Source organism: Halalkalibacter akibai JCM 9157 (genome assembly GCF_000513135.1).
GTDB lineage: Bacteria > Bacillota > Bacilli > Bacillales > Bacillaceae_D > Halalkalibacter > Halalkalibacter akibai.
Window position 1 is genome coordinate 1 of record NZ_BAUV01000003.1, and the last position, 17,148, is coordinate 17,148.

Consider the following 17,148-nt stretch of genomic DNA (forward strand, 5'->3'; position numbering starts at 1 on the left):
TGCCTGAGGGGTCTCGGCCTTACCTCTTAAGCAATGAGCGTAACCGTTGCAATCTTTTAAAGCTTGCTATGAGTGGGTTTCTCATAGCAGGCGCGCAACGTGTGGAGCCATTGCCGCTCCATTTCACTAAGAGGATCACCTATTATGTAACAACAATTTTTGCAAGAACAGCCTACAATGAAAATTTTAGAGTGCACTGAAAGAAGTTAAAATGAACTTTTTCAATGCACTCTATGGGTTTTTTGAAAATTTGTTTAAGTCTTAACCTTTTACTCCACCTAGTGTTAACCCTTTAACAAAGTATTTTTGTAAGAATGGATATACACAAATGATTGGAACAGATACGATAATTGTCATTGCTGCACGAACTGATTGTGGTGTAACTGTTTCAACAACACCACTCTGAGCGTTTGAAAAAGCACTCTGAGCGTTACCACCTGTCATAGAGTTAGAGTTTTGTAAAATTTTCATTAACTCGTATTGAAGCGTACTTAACTCTGGTTTATGAGAGTTATATAGGAAAACGTCAAACCATTGGTTCCACTGACCTACTGCAACGAATAGAGAAACAGTTGCAATTACCGGTAAACACAATGGCAATGCAATTCTAAAGAACTGAGTGAATTCTCCTGCTCCGTCAATACGAGCAGATTCAAAAATAGTATCAGGCAATCCTTCGATAAAGGAACGAACAACGATTAAGTTGAAAACTCCAATTAAACCAGGAATGATATAGATCCAGAACGTACCAATTAAAGAAAGCTCTCTCATTAAAAGGTAAGTTGGAATTAATCCACCGTTTAAATACATCGTTAATACGAACGCAATCGTTACGAATTTCTTAAGAACAAAGTCTTTACGACTAATCGTGTAAGCGACCATTGCCGTACAGAATACAGATATAGCCGTTCCAAGAACAGTTCTTAATACAGAGATGACTCCAGCTTGCATCAATTGTGATTCACCAAAAATATGAGTGTAGTTATACCAAGTGAAAGCTCTTGGTAAAAGGTAAATTCCTCCTCGAACCGTATCTGATGCTTCATTTAACGATACCGCTAATGTGTTTAGCATCGGGTATAACATTACGATACAAAGGAAGATCATAAATGTAACATTTAATGTATCGAAAATCAGATCATCTAAGCCTCGTCGCTTACCTGCCATTTTGGCTAATAGCTTGTTATTCATGATGCCCCTCCTCTAGAATAATCTTGCTTCACCCATTTTCTTAGCAATGGAGTTTGCAGAGAAAAGGAAAATAAAGCTTACTACTGTTTTAAAGATCCCAGCTGCTGTAGCTAAGGAGAAGTTCCCCATATTGATACCATAACGGAGTACAAATATATCTAAGTTTTCCGCATAATCCATATTCATGGAGTTCATTAATAAATATTGTGCTTCAAATCCAGACTCTAAAATATATCCTAAGTTCATAATTAATAAAATGATAATAACTGGCTTCATCCCTGGAAGGGTAATATACCAAATACGTTGTAAGCGCGAAGCCCCGTCAATTTCTGCAGCTTCAAATTGCTCTGTGTCAATCATCGTAATTGCAGCTAAGTAGATAATTGTGTTCCACCCTACGTTTTTCCAGACATCAGCAGCCCCGATAATTCCCCAGAAATACTCTCCAACACCTAACCACATGATGTTTTCTCTTATAATACCTAGGTTGTTTAAGATGATGTTCACAATCCCTGTTTCCACTGATAGAACTGCGGACACGAGACCTGCAGCAACTACCCATGATAGGAAGTGAGGCATATAACTTATTGTTTGTACAACTCGTTTAAAAGCAATGTTACGAAGCTCATTTAAAAGGATTGCTAGTCCAATAGCCGTAACAAAGCCAAGAACTAAGTTAATTAAACTCATAGCTAATGTGTTTCGTAATACCTCGAAAAACCTAGGATCTGTGAATAAGAATACGAAGTGTTTCATTCCTGCCCATTCTTGTTCAAGAAGCGGTCTTGCCGGACGAAAATCTTGGAAAGCGATTGCCCATCCTGCTAATGGCACATATCGAAAAATGATTAGCCAAATGAGAAAAGGAAGGCTCATTAATAGCAATGCTCTTTGTTCTATACATTTGTGTATGAATAATTTTATTCCAATAGGTTTCTTTGCAGGCTCCTTTGGAATTGGGTTGATTGGTGATGTTTGTAAAGACACTTGTTCTCCCTCCCTGTTGTCAAACCTAATAAATCTAAAAAGGGGAGCGAAGACAACTCCAGATATTCGGTTGTCTTCGCTCCTTTTTTAACAAATTACCATTCGCCATTTACACGTTTTTTAACTACGTCTGTAAAGAATTGCTCATATCCTTCTACATCAAGCGCTCTATATGCAGTAGTGAAATCTTCCCACTCTTTTTCAAAGTTAGCAGGATCAGCTAATACAATTCGAGCATAATGTCTTTTAATTATTTCCTCAGAACGCTCTGAGAAGATATGTTGTGGTGAACCTTGCTCAACGTTTGCACTCCATGTAGGATACCAAGGACGCTCTTCGGGAGCAGAGAATAACTCAGCAAATGTGCTAATACCATAAGCGTCTAAATACTCGCGATCACCGTCTCTGTATGTCGCTAGAGCTACTTCTGGCTGTCTACGTGGTTCTACCGCATTCCCATCAGAGAACGAACCATTAATACGAGGCCAGCTCCACTCAAAAGTTGTCATACCAAAGTCTTCTCTAAATTGTTGGTTTTCAACAAGTGCAATTTGCTCATCTGTTTGATAGTAACGTCCATCTTCATTAACTGTATAGTGCTCGCCTTCATTACCCCAGAAAACTAATTTTTGGTTTTCTTCTTTGATCAAGTTATCCCAGTATTGAATGATTCGCTCAGGATTTTTTGCAGATACGGTAATACCAACTCCGCGGTTTCCAGTGAATGTTGGCGGCTCAAGATATTGATCTGTAATAGATTCATCAAAAACAACTGGTAGGGCCATATATTCTTTGTCAGGGTCACCTGCATCTCGTAGTGCATTTGTTGCATTACCAAACTGCCAACCGTAATCGAAGAATCCTAGAACACGTCCAGAAGTTAACTTCGCTAAATATTCATCGTAGTTCATAACAAACATTTCTTGGTCTAAGTTACCTTCAGCATTAAGTGTATTTAATGTTTCTAACCAACGTTTAGCATAGTCAGAATCTGCATAAACTTTAGCTTCGTGAGTATCCATATCAACCATAACGGCACCATCGTTTGGATAACCCGCTAAATGATTTGGAATGTTAGAAAAAGCAAAGAATCTCCAGTCATAAGTTAAACCAGTAAACGGAATTGTTTTCATACCGTCAATTTCAGGATTTTCTGCTGCGTAACGAGTAATTACATCTAAATATTCATCTAATGTTTTAATTTCAGGGAAACCATATTCTTTAAGAACTCCGCGTTGAATCCAGAAAGCACCTTGGTCAATATTTGGATTCGGTTGAAACTCATTTACTGTAGCTCCGAAAGGATGATATAGATGTTGCCATCATCACTTGTAAACATAGGAAGATACTCTTCATAAGCTTTAAGAATGTTTTGTCCATGCTCTTCAAGTAAATCATTTAGAGGAATGAATGCTCCTGCATCTAGTAATGTGTCAATACCAGCATCTGGAACGATAACATCTGGATAGTTACCACCCGCAACCATAACACCGATCTTTTGGTTAAGGTCTCCAACTAAATGTTCAAGTCTGAAATTAACTCCTGTTTCTTCTTCAAACTTTTTACCAAGTGTTGTTTCATTTGTGTTTAAATCTTTTCCTGCTGCACCTGCGTTAAACAAGTGATACGTAACTGGTTCTTTTGATGTTTCTGTTGAATCAGAGTCAGCATCAGGCTTAGACTCAGAGTTAGTCTCACTGTTGTTCGAACATGCTGCAAAAACTAATAGTAATGATAAAACAAGGACTATGAATAAATAACTTTTCTTAAACATTTGACATCCCCTTCCGGATATTTATCTAGCGCTTTCTAAATATGAAAGCACTTTCATTATAGCGTTTACAATGGTTTGCGGTGACCATCTAAACTATAGTTCTAACTTTGAGAAGTATAGTTTTTTCATAATTTTAAATATTTGACTCTGTAAAACTCGTTTATTCTATTAACACGATAGCTACATTTTGTTGATAACCTCAATACTCTAATTTGTGAAGTTGTTTTTAATGGGTAGGAAGGTGGGAGGAGCTAAGTCTCGGCTAAACCCGTGAGTTTTTGTCCTTACCATTAATTCCCGCAGAGGCAGAATGACTTTCGCACCATTTCATATGAGGAATAGCCCTATTCCAAGGCAACGATTTTACTGAAACCAACAGATTGTGCGAACATAACCAATGTAAAAAGTGAAAAAGGTGTTCTAAAAAGGAATGATCCTTTTCAGAACACCTCACGTAAATTCACTAGTTTTTTACCTATCGGCTGGTAGTCTAATTTCTACCTTTGTACCTGTATCTGAATTACTAGTAATTGAAAAATCAAAGTCATTTTTATAATAAAGTTTTAACCTGTAATAAACATTTTTTATTCCAACACTGTCACCCATGGACTCTCCATTTTCTAAACTTTGCATTAGTTTAGTTAGTTGTTCCTTTTCCATTCCAAGTCCATTATCTGTAATGGTAAAATACAGGTTTTTGTTTCTATTTTTAATGCTAATATGAATTTTTCCATTCTCTTTAATAGACTCAACACCATGAATACTAGCATTTTCGACAAAAGGTAGGAAGACCATATTAGGGATAATACAGTCATAAGCCTCATCATCTATTTGAAACTCAAAATCAATTTTATCACCAAACCTATACTTTTGAATTTCAAGGAAACACGTAATCAAAATAAGTTCTTCTCTAACGGTTTGAAAATCTTTACCCCATGTGAGAGAATTCCTAAAGATCTTGGCCATGTTTTGAATAATTTTAGCGGTTTCTTTTTCTCCTTTTATAACACTTCTCATTCTTATGGTTTCAAGAGCATTAAATAAGAAATGAGGATTAATTTGGCTTTGTAATGCGCTAAGTTGAGCTTGTTTTTCCCTTATTTCTAGATCTTTTTTCTCAATATTGGCAATATAAACCTCGTTGATTAGCTTATTAATTGTGCGAGACATATTGTTAAACTCATTCGTTAACTCTCCAATTTCATCTTTATCTCCTGCAAACTCAATCAGTTCAAAGTTCTGTTTCTTCATCTTCTTTATATATCTAAGAACACGTAATAATCTCGCGTGAATAGATTTTGAAATCAAAATAATTAGTAAAGTTGGGAGAATAAAAGTGATGGTTGCTAAAATAACAATAAATTGTCTAGAGTTATAAAGTTCTTCTAGAAGCACGTCCTCTTTAACTGTTCCAACAATTTGCATTCCTTCCGAATAGCTTTGAGGGAGAACTTGATTCTCAACGATAATTGTCCCATCAGGAATTTCCAACTGTTCGAAAGTCAAATTATTGCTTCGCCAATCAATGGAGTTATTGGAGGTGTATTCAATGCTACCATTTCCATTTAATAAGTAAACATCACCTTGAAAAGCAATATTATTGAAAATATGCCTTAACGTTAAGGGATTTAGATCTATTCTGACAATTTTTTGGTATTCACTTCTGTTTTTGTAATAATCAAGTTCCCTAATAATACTAAAAAGCTCACTATTCAAATTTGGATTTGTCCTTATTAAAATCGGATGCTTTACCTCTGTTAATCTTGCATACCAATCATGCTCCATAGTAAATTCATTTATCGGTCTAACTCCTCCAGCAAAAATAATTGAAGGATTATCGGTGTAAAAGGAAACCGATTGTATCGAATAATAGAGTGGGCTATATCTGTTGTATTCAAGTAAATAAAAATCATAAGCCTCTACATAATCAATTGCTGAATCATATTCTGTATCAAAGAAATCGTAAATTCTTGTATCTGTATAGAAGCTTGAAGATATACCTACTGCCTGGTCAACTACATTAACAAATTCATTGGATATTTGGTCTAAAAGTAGCTGCACATCATGCATTTTTTTGTTTTTTTATGTTGTTTGATGTGACTTGGTAAAACACAATATTTGTAAAAATGATAGGTATAAACACACAAAATATATATAAGATGAGCAACTTATTTCTAAGCTTTATATTATTCAATTTGAAAGGAAGCATAATCTATTCCTACTTTTATCATTTTTTTAGTAATTGATTTCGATATTCTGTTGGAGTCATTTTACTTACCTTCTCAAACTGTGTTACGAAATAATCAGTGCTACCAAAACCAACCTTTTCCGCTATTTCATAAACTCGAAGATCCGTCTTTCGAAGAAGGTTTTTCGCTTCATCTATACGGAGCGTTAGTAAATACTCTTTAAAGTATACCCCAAATGTCTTTTTAAATAATTGACCTAAGTAAACAGGGTTCATATAAAATTTACTGGCAATGCTTTTAAGACTAATATTTTCATGATAGTTTTTCTCAACGTATGCCTTTAATTTATAAATGTCACCCTTCATGTTTTCCTTTCGGAGTTCTTGGATGACAACTGCACCTTCGAGGAGGTAATTAGTGAATAGTCTTTTTAATTCATCCAATGTTAAATTATATTTCTCCCAATTTGTCATTGCAGGAAGAGATATAATTCTTTTTTCTTCGCCATCCATGTCATTTATCGTTTGAATCACTTTATGAACACAGCGATTAATAGACGTTTTGATTGCGCTAGGATCAAAACTATGGGTTTCGAATTCCGAGAAGATCTTATTGATAACATGATGAATCTCGGAAGGATTGTTTTCTTCTAATTGTTCCATAAGTGAGATATACAATTTGTTATTTAGCTCAGTATAGCTTGTTTTCAAATCCTTCACTTCATCATAGATAATGACGTTTGTATTTTTCAAAACATATTTGTAGTTTCTAATACTATTAGCTGTATCATATGATTCTTTAACGTCTGATAAATCAGAGACTTTAGTGCCGATGTAGATCATAACAGGTGTGTTAAGAGTGAGTTCGATTTCAGTTCTTATTTTTTCTGCTAATTGATCTATCGTTCCTTTAAACTTTAGAAGGTGGTTGCTTGTAATTAGAAAACCAGTTGATTCATCGGGTTGTTCATAAATTGCTAAATAACTAGGATCTTTACATAGTTTTTCTACTGCTTCACTAAGAATATCTTTTATTAAACTATTTTTCCCCTGTATAGCATCTTGTTCTGTTTGGGTTAAATTATTTAATTCTACATTTACATAATAATAATTTCCACCCTTGTAGAAATCTCCCAACAATGACGCCAATAAATCAACCTTTTTCTTATCCACTTCTGCCCAAGTATGGGTAAATATTTGATTAAGAAGCAACTTCTCTTTCTCTGTATGATTTGCTTTTTCAGCTTCTAATTTATCTCTAAGCTTTAACAATGTAGCTTGTAGATCTTCTTGATCAATAGGTTTTAAGACAAAATCAATAACTCCCCATCTAACAGCCTTTTGTGCATAGGAGAAGTCATTATAGCCACTAACAATAATAAACTTGGAATTGACCTTTAACTTTTCTTTTGTTTGTTCTATTAACTCTAGTCCATTGAGAACAGGCATTCTAATATCTGTAATAACTAAGTCTGGTTTTATATCTTTAATAATTTTTAGGGCATCTTCGCCATTTGCCGCTTCGGCTACAACTTCAAACCCGCATTCTTCCCAATCAATTAAACTTTTTAAACCTTGTCTTACGAAAACCTCATCATCGACCAAAACAGTTCTAAACATTTATTCAACTCCCTTGTAAATCGTGTTGAGTTCTAATTTTAAAAATTGATGTAATCTCGACACCTTTCTACAATAATTATTTTTATTATAAGCCATCACACTTCAATTTGAAAACGCTATCACTTATAACAAAAAAGCCAGTATACACTTTATGATCTGGTTGCATACTGGCTATGATTATTTAATTATAATCTCATTTTTTACTGGGCTGTAGCAAGTCTTTCCTTTTTCATTTCAATTCTGTTAAACGAAAGGTGAGCACTCCACATAATAATGAATCCGATTAAACTCACACCAAAAAACGGAATAAGTCCAGGTACTAAGTAGAATAGATAGGCTAATAATCCAAAACTAATCAATAGGGTAACAAATGCTAGCGGATTTACAATGCCGATAATAAGAGCTACTTTTAAATATTGAAACAACTTCATATCGTAATGTATATATGCAGGTATCACATAGCATAAAGTAATAAAATAGAAGAGGATAGATGCATACCATCCTAGTGCTAAAATCGTGTGCATGAAACCATTAACTGTACCTAAATACAAATAATTAAAATAAATTAAATAAGCACCAGCTAAGAAGGCTATTCCTAATATGTTTATCTTAATAAACTCTTTTTTATAGGTCATTACAAACGGAACAAAAATATCAGCGTCACCATTTCCCATCAGCCATTTCCTCATGATGGTAAACATTGCTACAGTTGCAGGTAAAAAACCAAATATACCTAAACCTAAAATGGTAAAAACGATCCACAGTAAGTTAATATAAGCTAATTTCCAAATCCAGTTACAGATACGATAAAAACCGCTAGACATCCAACTAGGTTCCATCAGTTTCTCCCCCTAACTATTGGTTGTTTCTAAGGTGAACTAAATCTATTCTATCTCATATAACGCCTTAAGGATATGAGTAGCTTTTTCCTTATGAGGACTGCCCTTTGTGACTACTCCTATTAAGGGTGACTGAAGGGTTAAACCCAAATCTCTTAATAGTCTTGAATCGTTAGTTAATGATACGCCAAAGAGGCTTGTTTTTCCTGTTTCTTCATCTTCAAAATACAAGTCAGGATTAGCCTTAAGCTCTGGTGATGAAACTAAGATAGAATCTAATTCAAGAAGGCCAAAAGGATCCATTAATATCAATTTAAGTGACTCATCGACAATGAAGACATCTACTTGTTTTGCTAAAATTTCAATGGTCAACTTGTCATGAGAGGGAGGATAAAGTTGAACGTTAATTTCTAAATCCTCAACTTCGAAGCCACCTTCGACCAGAATGTCTCTTAAATAAGAATCAAATTTCCAATTTATATTCGACGGAATGTTCGAGAGAAACATCACATCTAAAGTGCTTTTGTTCATTTCTTCGTTCTTACCACAAGAGCTAACTGTAAGAAGCAGAAGAAACATAACTGCCACTATACCAAGCTTTCTCATGTCGTTTCCTCTTTTCACTATTTTAGTGATGTTATATTTAAGCGCTTTCACACTTCTTGAAATAAAAAAAACAAAATAGATTGACTCGTATATAATACGATAGTTACATGTATTTTGATAGGGAATAAACTATAGAATATGTTTAAATTAGTTAATATCTTTGTTTTAACAAGCTTGCATTCTAGTAGTAAGATGGAGTGCATTGGAACGAAAAAATGAAGAAAGACATTCTTACTATTTCAAGCAGAATCATTAAAGGAAGGTTCTGTTTTCCCCTTTATAACTATATTTTTTAAAGTAAGTTCTTTATTTCCCCTAATCCTACTAAATGGTTGATTTGATATAATTTTAACAGAAACGTTAGCTTCATTGTTGTAAGCGCTTTATTTGATGACATTAGGAGGGATGATGTAAATGAATAGTGGAGCTTTTTATACAGGAACATATCGTAATTTATTTAAAGAATATGGCTATTCGGAAACAGTGATTGATGCAAGAATACAAGAGACGTGGAATACGATGTTTTTCGGTGATGAAGATGAGCGTATTTATTTTGAAGTAGATGATAGTCTAGGCTATATGTTAGACACTGGTAATATAGATGTACGTACAGAAGGAATGTCGTACGGAATGATGATGGCAGTACAGATGAATAATCAAGATGTATTTAATCGACTTTGGAACTGGACAATGAAATATATGTTTTTAACAGAGGGAGAAAACGCTGGGTATTTCGCGTGGTCCTGCAGTCCTGATGGAACAAAAAATTCTTACGGTCCAGCTCCTGATGGAGAGGAGTATTTTGCCTTAGCCTTGTTCTTTGCATCCCACCGCTGGGAGATGGAGAAGGAATTCTCAACTACAGTGAACAAGCAAGAAACCTACTACATACATGTATACATAAAGGAGAAGATGGAGTTGGCCACCCGATGTGGAATCCGGAAAATAAGCTAATTAAGTTTATTCCTAACTGTGAGTATTCCGACCCGTCCTACCATTTACCGCATTTCTATGAGTTATTTAGTCTTTGGGCAAATGAAGAAGACCGCTCATTTTGGAAAGAAGCGGCAGAAGCAAGTCGAGAGTATCTAACTCTTGCTTGTCATCCAGAAACGGGGCTTGCTCCGGAGTATGCTCATTATGACGGAACTCCAAATAACGAGCGTGGCTTCGGTCATTTTTATAGTGATTCTTACCGGGTTGCTGCAAATGTGGGTCTTGATACTGAATGGTTCGGGGGCAATGAGTGGGAGACAGAACAAGCTAATAAGATCCAAGCCTTTTTCGCTGACAAGGATCCAGTAGACTACCGCCGTTATACGATTAGTGGAGAAGCATTTGAGGAAAAATCACTTCATCCTGTCGGCTTAGTTGCAACAAATGCTATGGCATCTTTAGCAACCGTTGAAGGTCCTTATGCTAAGTCTAGTGTCGATTTATTTTGGAATACAAAGCTTCGTTCTGGCGAAAGACGATATTACGATAATTGCTTGTTCTTATTTGCCTTGTTGGCGCTGAGCGGCAACTTTAAAATATGGTTACCTAAGCAAGAGGGGTAACTACATGAGAATGGGCTATTCTACACACAGTAGAATAGCCCATTATTTTATTAAATAAATTTTGAATACATAATATTTAAGTTTTAGGTATTCACGTTACTTTCGTTTTTTCCCACTTAGTGAAATGGAGCAGAATGGAACGAATCTGGCCTTTCCTCTAGACTGGATTCTTTTACGCAAAGAAAGGAACAACATACCAGAAAATAAGAGTAAGGAAAATAATTATGGCAATAATTAATGCAGCATTGGCCTGTGTTTTTTTATGCTTGCTTGATAGATGTTTATATCGATTCAATAAGACACCAAAAATCGTGCTACCTAATAAGAAATGAATAATCGACCGTTCTTCTTCAAATATATACAAACGTAAAACGATAACCCAAAAAATAATAAAAAGAATCATTAATCCTCGATTTTGGTACATTTCCAGCTTCCTTTCTATGATGTCTATATGTCTCCTAAACAACACTTGCGAATTTAAAAAATAAGAACCTGCAGTGTTGTCTCAAATTATACTAGACTCTTCGTGTTGTTTCATTAGTAGAACTATAGGTGAACCTGAAAAAAATAAAGAATTCTACTGTAAGAAGTATACAATCTATTTAAAAAAATCAAGAGCTTTGATTCATAGGAATATAAGCTTGATGTGCGAAAAGACAACATAACTCACATTAAGACTAAATGGGTAGGTACTAATAAAACTATTTGTAGGTTATTATTATACATGGTCGTTTTTATAAGGCAGTTTTCCTAAAGATGTTGCAATAGATTTTCCTCGAAGTGAATTCGAGTGATTTAGAGCAATAGAACGAACATCTGAAGAACGGTAACCAAAAAACGATAAGTCATACAAAAACAGCTTTAAATCAAGTGCATAAGGAGATAATATGTTTATTCATAATAATGTACATTCATCTTGGGAAGATTTTCTAACTACAGAAATTATAGAGGAGATAGACTTAATAGAAAGTAAAGTGGGCAAGGAATTAAACCCTACAAAACCTGAAATGGTATTAAGGTTTTTAAGTGTCGATTTAAACAAAATTAAAATCATTTGGCTTGGACAAGATGTGTATCCATCAAAAGGAGTTGCAACTGGAAGAGCCTTTGAAGTAGGGGATCTTGCTAGTTGGAATGAACCTTTTAGACAAAGCTCATTAAAAAACATTGTTAGACTTATACATAAAGAATACAACAACATAAATGAATACCGGGACATTAAAAAGTACTCTGAAATAAAGGAAGAAATTGTTAGGGGTACTTTTAAAATGAAGTCTCCAGCAAATTGGTTTCAATCCCTTGAAGATCAAGGTGTTTTATTCTTAAATACTTCATTCACTTGTAAGATAGGAGAGCCGAATTCACACAAAGATTTATGGGAACCTTTTTCGAAAAAAGTATTGGAATTTATATCGTCTAAGAAACCAGATGCGATCTGGTTCTTGTGGGGTAAAGAAGCAAAGTCTAACAAGGTGCATTTAACTAACGGCTCCATTTATGAAAGTAGGCATCCTTCTAGAGTAAGTGAAAGTTATCAAGATGATTTCTTGAGGTTTGAAGGCTTTAGAAAAACGATGGATGAAGTAAACTGGTTGGGGTGAATTCAAATCAAATATTAATTATTCACTGATTTCATAGCTATTATGTAATTAATGTTAGGAAGCTTTATCTGTTTCGATCTGAAAGTGAGATTTGAAACTGAATATAAAGCTTCTTTTTGTTTTTCTTATAAAGGTGAATTGCATCAGGGGCAACATAGTAAGCCTTTTCACTAAAATAGGATGTTCAAAAAGCGTGTAAGGATATCTGACAACAGAGTAGATTCAGAATATTTTGTACGTATAATTAGAACTAACAAGAGATGTTAGCTTCTCTAACGCTAGCATGTTCACAATCTGAGAGGAGAGGTTAAGAAATGACTGAATTAGCTCTTATGGATAACTTATGGGTCATGATTTGTGCGGTATTAGTTTTATTTATGCAAGGTGGATTTATTCTTTTAGAAGCAGGTTCAACAAGAATGAAGAATGCAGGACATATCGCTGGTAAAACAATCTTCACAGTCGGTATTGCATCCCTTGTTTATTGGGCAGTAGGTTGGGGTTTTGCATACGGTGAAGGAAATGCATTTATTGGAATGTCAGATTTCTTCTTTGGAGACTTTTCAACAGCTGACGAAGGGTTAGTTGGTTCGGTTGATTTCTTCTTCCAAGTAATGTTCGCAGCAATCGCCTTAACGATTGCATTTGGTGGATTTGCAGAACGTGCGAAATTATCAGCTTATATCGTGTTTGCCGTTTTGTTCTCAGCTTTCGTTTATCCGATCGTAGCACACTGGATTTGGGGTGGCGGTTGGTTAGCAGACTTAGGAAAACAAGATTTTGCAGGTTCTACAGTAGTTCACTTAACTGGTGCAATGGCAGCTCTTGCAGCTACGATTTTATTAAAACCACGTCTTGGTAAATATAATAAAGATGGTTCATCTAATGATCTAGCGGGCCACAACCAAGTTTATACGGCTTTAGGAGTATTAATTCTTTGGGTAGGTTGGTTCGGTTTCAATGCAGGTAGTACTTTGGGAGTAGCTGACGCATTTTTTGGATATGTTGCTTTAAATACTCAACTTGCAGCAGCAGCTGGTGCGGTAGCAGCGTTATTCATAGCTTGGGCAATGACTGGAAAATCAGATGTACCTACAATGTTAAATGGTGCTTTAGCAGGTCTTGTAGCCATTACAGCTTCTTGTGCATTCGTAGCACCTTGGGCAGCAGTTGTGATTGGTATCATTGGTGGTTTAATTGTATTCTTCAGTATGAAATTCTTTGACAAAGCTCGTATTGATGATCCGATCTTCGCTTTATCTGTTCATGGTGTTGCAGGGGTTTGGGGTACAGTATCAACTGGTTTCTTTGCAACTCCTGAACTTGCAGCAATGAATGGTGGTAATGCTGGATTATTCTATGGTGGTGGTTTGTCACAGCTTGGTGTTCAAGTACTATCAGTAGTAGCGTGTGGTGCTTTCGCTTTCATCGCATCTTACATTCTATTATTAGTAACCAAAGCAGTTTGTGGTGGTTTACGTGTAACTGAAGAAGAAGAAATTGTTGGTCTTGACCTTAGTGAGCATGGAAGCTACGGTTATCCTGAAAGTATGCCTGGTAACGAAAGAACTGGTGCATAAGGATGACAGAGGCGAAGGTTTATCCTGAATATGAAGGACAGGAATGGGATAAACATTATCAATTCTTGTATGAGGACCGACTTAAAACGATTCATAAACAAGAACATACTTCAGCCTCACTTCAAGAATGTCATGAAGCTATCATACAGAAAGCGCTTTGTCTCGCTATAAAAAAGACAGAAAGTGAGTGGGGTCAGCCTCCTACTCACTTTGCTTTCTTTTTGATGGGAAGCGGTGGCAGAAGGGAACAGTCATTTTGGAGTGATCAGGATCATGGTCTTGTTTTTGATAGTGATGAAGAACAAGATGAACATTATTTTCTTCAATTAGGCAAAGAAATAGTCTTTGCTTTAGATAAGGTAGGTTACAAGCTTTGTGAAGGAAAGGTTATGGCTTCAAGCCCCAAATGGTGTAAGTCGCTTCAGGATTGGAAGCAACAAATTAACAAATGGTTAAAAGACGATACGTGGGAATCTCTAAGATTTACGTTAACTTTTGTTGATTCCCGTTCTGTTTATGGGAAAGAAGAATTGTTAGATGATCTTAAAAAAACCTTTTTTCAAGCTGTGGAAGCGAATCCGTCCTTATTGGGACGACTCACCGAAAATACAGGTCGGTTGAAAAAGGGAATTGGCTTGTTTAATCAACTGCTTGTTGAAACAAAAGGGAAGCATAAAGGCCAATTTGATTTCAAACAAATTGTTCTTTTTCCTTATGTGAATGCTTTAAGATTGCTGGCGATTGAGCAACAAATATATGAATCTTCAACACTTAGCAGGTTTCAATTATTACCTGAGAAATACAATGAAGTGAAAAGAGTCCAAAGGTTATTTGAGGAAATGTTAGAAATGCGACTCATTTGGCATCGTAACACAAAAAATTACGAGGATATTCATCACTTGAACGTAAAGGAACTAAGCCAACTTGAACGAAGGCAAATTAAGCAATGGGTTAGAGAAGGCCATAAGCTATATCAACTTATTGAAGGCAATTTGAAAAAGGGTGGATCAGCATGATTAATAATATGGTGCAGCTCGTAAAACAGCTATCGAATAGATTAAGCCCGAACGTCTATACATCAGTTCAACAGCAATCTGATGCGGCAAGACTGTCGCATTTACGTCAGATTCAGCGTGAATTGAAACAAGAAGACGTTCTTGATCGCCCTCTTTCTGAGCTTTCGTTCATCATCTTTGACTTAGAAACTAGTGGTTTTTATCCAGATAAAGGAGATCAAATTCTTTCTATCGGTGCTATAAAGATGAAAGGTTTTGATATTCTTGATGAAGAGATTTTTTACTCCACGGTTAAGTGTGACAAAAAGCCATCTGATGAGATTTTAACGCTGACAGGTTTAACAACAGCTGAACTTATGGATGCACCTGTATTAGTAGATGTGCTGTCTGACTTTTACAAGTTTATAGGTCATTCCACCTTAGTAGCTCACCATGCACATCATGAAAAAAAGTTTATGTCACATGCTACTTGGCAAACGTTACGAACAACGTTTCAACATCGCATCCTAGACACTTCATTTCTTACTAAAATTGTAACCCCAACAAAAAATTTAGTGACGTTAGATGAATGTTGCGCTTATTACGATATACCTGTCCAAATGCGTCATCATGCTTTGGAAGATGCCAGAGTGACAGCACAGTTGTGGCAAAAAAACATTCGTCTTGCGAAGGAAAAAGGCTTCGAAACATTAAGAGACGTATATGCTTACTTAGCAAAAGGTCGAACCGCTCATTCTTAGATTGATAACGAGGGAGGAGGGAGCGAGTGAAGTCAAATATTCCTAGAAGGCAAGCATGTTTTCCAATTCGGGTTGTAATGGAAATGACGAGCTTGACTGCCCGGCAAATTCGTTATTATGAAGAGCAAGGGCTTATCAAGCCATCCAGAAACGATGGCAACCAAAGAATGTTCTCCTTAGATGATATTGAACGTTTCATTGAAATAAAAACACTGATTCAGCAAGGTGTAAACATAGCCGGTGTAAAAGCCATTTTTGCATCTAGATCAAAAGGTGAAGGGACTAACCATAATGGTTAGTCTTTTTTTATGTGATTATTGGACGATTAAATTCGCTGGTGTCCGGGTACAAGTGCACGAGTCAGGGTGGAGGTGGTGTTGAGGACAGAGAGGCTTTTATATGCCGGAAAACTCATTAATTTGGGGAGTGAGGGGACAGGAGGTTCGCTATTTACTCAAAAGGTAGCGATTTTATGAGTGATATTAGTGGATAAGGAACCTGCTGTCCTTTTAGAGCTGAAAAACAGTGATTATTAATTGAATAAGGTCGCTGGTGTCCGGGTACAAGTGCACGAGTCAGGGTGGGGGTGGTGTGAGGACAGAGGGGCTCTTATATCCCTCGAAATTTATCAATCCGTAGAGTGAAAATGAAGAAATAGCCTTTTGTCATAACAATTAGATGGAGTAACAATATATGACTAAGTAGGATGATGGTTTGGAATATGCTAAAATAGAATGGATGAAAGTGAGGGATACATAATGGAAATACCAGCAAAAAAGATCTGCGATCAGCTAGAGTTACAAGTGAAAAAGTTACAAAATGCGGTTCAAGGTCAAGACCAGCAATCTATGATCGAAAGTGTAGCTGCGATTGAAGCTTATTGTCAGTTGCTAAAATCTCCAACAGTTGCCTCAAGGCCATCTATGCCTACGTATACAGAAGTTACTCAAAAAGAGTATTCCATGCCAACAACTCAGACCATAACATCTGCTGAACCAGAGGTTAAAGGTAGAAACATTCTTGAATTTTAATTATTGTTGATTAGAAAGAGGTAGTTAAATTGGCTAAGTTATTCATTTTTATTGGAAGTATTGTCATGGCATTATCGGTTGTTATTGGTGCGTTTGGTGCACATGGGTTAGAACCAAAGTTAACTGAAAGAATGATGAAGAATTATCAAACTGGAGTTCAGTACCACATGATTCATGGACTCGCCATTTTGGCTGTTGGGATTATTGCTTTAAAAATTCCTATTTCAGGGCTATTAAATGGAGCAGGCTGGACGTTTCTTATTGGAATCATACTGTTTTCAGGTAGTTTATATGCAATGGCTTTAACGGGTGTAACGAAACTAGGAGCAATTACGCCTATCGGTGGATTAGCGTTTATCGTTGGGTGGGTGCTATTAGGTTTAGCGGTATTAAGAGGACTTTAATAAAAAAGGGCT

The 17,148-nt window shown here is 35.9% G+C and carries 15 protein-coding genes and 2 pseudogenes; 8 read left to right on the top strand and 9 right to left on the bottom strand.

What is annotated here, in order from left to right:
• Nucleotides 1–261 precede the first annotated feature (261 nt).
• The 8 genes from JCM9157_RS02650 to JCM9157_RS02680 form a co-directional block, all read right to left on the bottom strand.
• Nucleotides 262–1,191, bottom strand: coding sequence for a carbohydrate ABC transporter permease (locus tag JCM9157_RS02650; protein WP_052012906.1), 930 nt, complete (start codon nt 1,189–1,191; stop codon nt 262–264).
• A gap of 12 nt (nt 1,192–1,203) precedes the next feature.
• Nucleotides 1,204–2,157, bottom strand: a complete 954-nt coding sequence (locus JCM9157_RS02655) for an ABC transporter permease (protein ID WP_052012924.1) — start codon at nt 2,155–2,157, stop codon at nt 1,204–1,206.
• 116 nt (nt 2,158–2,273) lie between these two features.
• Nucleotides 2,274–3,311 (bottom strand): type 2 periplasmic-binding domain-containing protein, encoded by a 1,038-nt coding sequence (locus JCM9157_RS25945; protein WP_369384682.1) that lies wholly within the window; start codon nt 3,309–3,311, stop codon nt 2,274–2,276.
• Nucleotides 3,312–3,463: 152 nt separating this feature from the next.
• Entirely contained in the window at nt 3,464–3,952 is a 489-nt protein-coding gene (locus JCM9157_RS25950; protein ID WP_369384683.1) for an extracellular solute-binding protein, read from the bottom strand.
• Between the two features lie 471 nt (nt 3,953–4,423).
• Entirely contained in the window at nt 4,424–6,022 is a 1,599-nt protein-coding gene (locus JCM9157_RS02665; RefSeq protein WP_235714777.1) for a sensor histidine kinase, read from the bottom strand.
• Nucleotides 6,023–6,179: 157 nt separating this feature from the next.
• On the bottom strand, nt 6,180–7,760 hold the full coding sequence (locus tag JCM9157_RS02670; RefSeq protein WP_035661867.1) for a response regulator transcription factor: 1,581 nt from the start codon (nt 7,758–7,760) through the stop codon (nt 6,180–6,182).
• 200 nt (nt 7,761–7,960) lie between these two features.
• Nucleotides 7,961–8,599 carry a YesL family protein gene (locus tag JCM9157_RS02675; protein WP_035661869.1) on the bottom strand — a complete coding sequence of 213 codons (639 nt, stop codon included), beginning with the start codon at nt 8,597–8,599 and terminating at the stop codon, nt 7,961–7,963.
• 45 nt (nt 8,600–8,644) lie between these two features.
• Nucleotides 8,645–9,205, bottom strand: coding sequence for a hypothetical protein (locus JCM9157_RS02680; protein ID WP_035661871.1), 561 nt, complete (start codon nt 9,203–9,205; stop codon nt 8,645–8,647).
• A gap of 414 nt (nt 9,206–9,619) precedes the next feature.
• Here JCM9157_RS02680 and JCM9157_RS26185 point away from each other — a divergent pair.
• Nucleotides 9,620–10,764, top strand: a pseudogene (locus tag JCM9157_RS26185) (family 8 glycosyl hydrolase).
• Nucleotides 10,765–10,936: 172 nt separating this feature from the next.
• On the opposite strand, the gene JCM9157_RS02690 reads toward JCM9157_RS26185, so the two are convergent.
• On the bottom strand, nt 10,937–11,188 hold the full coding sequence (locus tag JCM9157_RS02690) for a hypothetical protein (protein ID WP_035661873.1): 252 nt from the start codon (nt 11,186–11,188) through the stop codon (nt 10,937–10,939).
• A gap of 463 nt (nt 11,189–11,651) precedes the next feature.
• Between JCM9157_RS02690 and JCM9157_RS02695 the strand changes: the two genes are divergently transcribed.
• The 7 genes and pseudogenes from JCM9157_RS02695 to JCM9157_RS02725 all read left to right on the top strand — a co-directional run bounded on the left by JCM9157_RS02695 (nt 11,652) and on the right by JCM9157_RS02725 (nt 17,136).
• Entirely contained in the window at nt 11,652–12,365 is a 714-nt protein-coding gene (locus tag JCM9157_RS02695; RefSeq protein ID WP_035661874.1) for a uracil-DNA glycosylase, read from the top strand.
• Nucleotides 12,366–12,679: 314 nt separating this feature from the next.
• Nucleotides 12,680–13,945: an ammonium transporter gene (locus JCM9157_RS02700; protein WP_035661875.1), complete on the top strand. Its 1,266-nt coding sequence runs from the start codon at nt 12,680–12,682 to the stop codon at nt 13,943–13,945.
• 2 nt (nt 13,946–13,947) lie between these two features.
• The gene (locus JCM9157_RS02705) at nt 13,948–14,961 is read left to right on the top strand and encodes a DUF294 nucleotidyltransferase-like domain-containing protein (protein WP_035661877.1); all 1,014 of its coding nucleotides are present in this window, start codon (nt 13,948–13,950) and stop codon (nt 14,959–14,961) included.
• Nucleotides 14,958–15,701 carry an exonuclease domain-containing protein gene (locus JCM9157_RS02710; protein ID WP_035661879.1) on the top strand — a complete coding sequence of 248 codons (744 nt, stop codon included), beginning with the start codon at nt 14,958–14,960 and terminating at the stop codon, nt 15,699–15,701. Before JCM9157_RS02705 ends, JCM9157_RS02710 begins: the two co-directional genes overlap by 4 nt.
• Before the next feature lie 26 nt (nt 15,702–15,727).
• Nucleotides 15,728–15,976: pseudogene (locus tag JCM9157_RS02715) on the top strand (MerR family transcriptional regulator); the annotation flags it as partial.
• Nucleotides 15,977–16,459: 483 nt separating this feature from the next.
• Nucleotides 16,460–16,732 carry a DUF5327 family protein gene (locus JCM9157_RS02720; RefSeq protein ID WP_035661882.1) on the top strand — a complete coding sequence of 91 codons (273 nt, stop codon included), beginning with the start codon at nt 16,460–16,462 and terminating at the stop codon, nt 16,730–16,732.
• A gap of 29 nt (nt 16,733–16,761) precedes the next feature.
• The gene (locus JCM9157_RS02725; RefSeq protein ID WP_035661884.1) at nt 16,762–17,136 is read left to right on the top strand and encodes a DUF423 domain-containing protein; all 375 of its coding nucleotides are present in this window, start codon (nt 16,762–16,764) and stop codon (nt 17,134–17,136) included.
• Nucleotides 17,137–17,148: the final 12 nt, after the last annotated feature.

What these genes read in the sequence shown, in the direction of transcription:
- JCM9157_RS02690 (WP_035661873.1), bottom strand. Translation starts at nt 11,188, where the DNA reads ATGTACCAAAATCGAGGATTAATGATTCTTTTTATTATTTTTTGGGTT.
- JCM9157_RS02670 (WP_035661867.1), bottom strand. Translation starts at nt 7,760, where the DNA reads ATGTTTAGAACTGTTTTGGTCGATGATGAGGTTTTCGTAAGACAAGGT.
- JCM9157_RS02705 (WP_035661877.1), top strand. Translation starts at nt 13,948, where the DNA reads ATGACAGAGGCGAAGGTTTATCCTGAATATGAAGGACAGGAATGGGAT.
- JCM9157_RS02665 (WP_235714777.1), bottom strand. Translation starts at nt 6,022, where the DNA reads ATGCATGATGTGCAGCTACTTTTAGACCAAATATCCAATGAATTTGTT.
- JCM9157_RS02710 (WP_035661879.1), top strand. Translation starts at nt 14,958, where the DNA reads ATGATTAATAATATGGTGCAGCTCGTAAAACAGCTATCGAATAGATTA.
- JCM9157_RS02675 (WP_035661869.1), bottom strand. Translation starts at nt 8,599, where the DNA reads ATGGAACCTAGTTGGATGTCTAGCGGTTTTTATCGTATCTGTAACTGG.
- JCM9157_RS02720 (WP_035661882.1), top strand. Translation starts at nt 16,460, where the DNA reads ATGGAAATACCAGCAAAAAAGATCTGCGATCAGCTAGAGTTACAAGTG.
- JCM9157_RS02700 (WP_035661875.1), top strand. Translation starts at nt 12,680, where the DNA reads ATGACTGAATTAGCTCTTATGGATAACTTATGGGTCATGATTTGTGCG.
- JCM9157_RS25950 (WP_369384683.1), bottom strand. Translation starts at nt 3,952, where the DNA reads ATGTTTAAGAAAAGTTATTTATTCATAGTCCTTGTTTTATCATTACTA.
- JCM9157_RS02680 (WP_035661871.1), bottom strand. Translation starts at nt 9,205, where the DNA reads ATGAGAAAGCTTGGTATAGTGGCAGTTATGTTTCTTCTGCTTCTTACA.
- JCM9157_RS02650 (WP_052012906.1), bottom strand. Translation starts at nt 1,191, where the DNA reads ATGAATAACAAGCTATTAGCCAAAATGGCAGGTAAGCGACGAGGCTTA.
- JCM9157_RS02695 (WP_035661874.1), top strand. Translation starts at nt 11,652, where the DNA reads ATGTTTATTCATAATAATGTACATTCATCTTGGGAAGATTTTCTAACT.
- JCM9157_RS25945 (WP_369384682.1), bottom strand. Translation starts at nt 3,311, where the DNA reads ATGAAAACAATTCCGTTTACTGGTTTAACTTATGACTGGAGATTCTTT.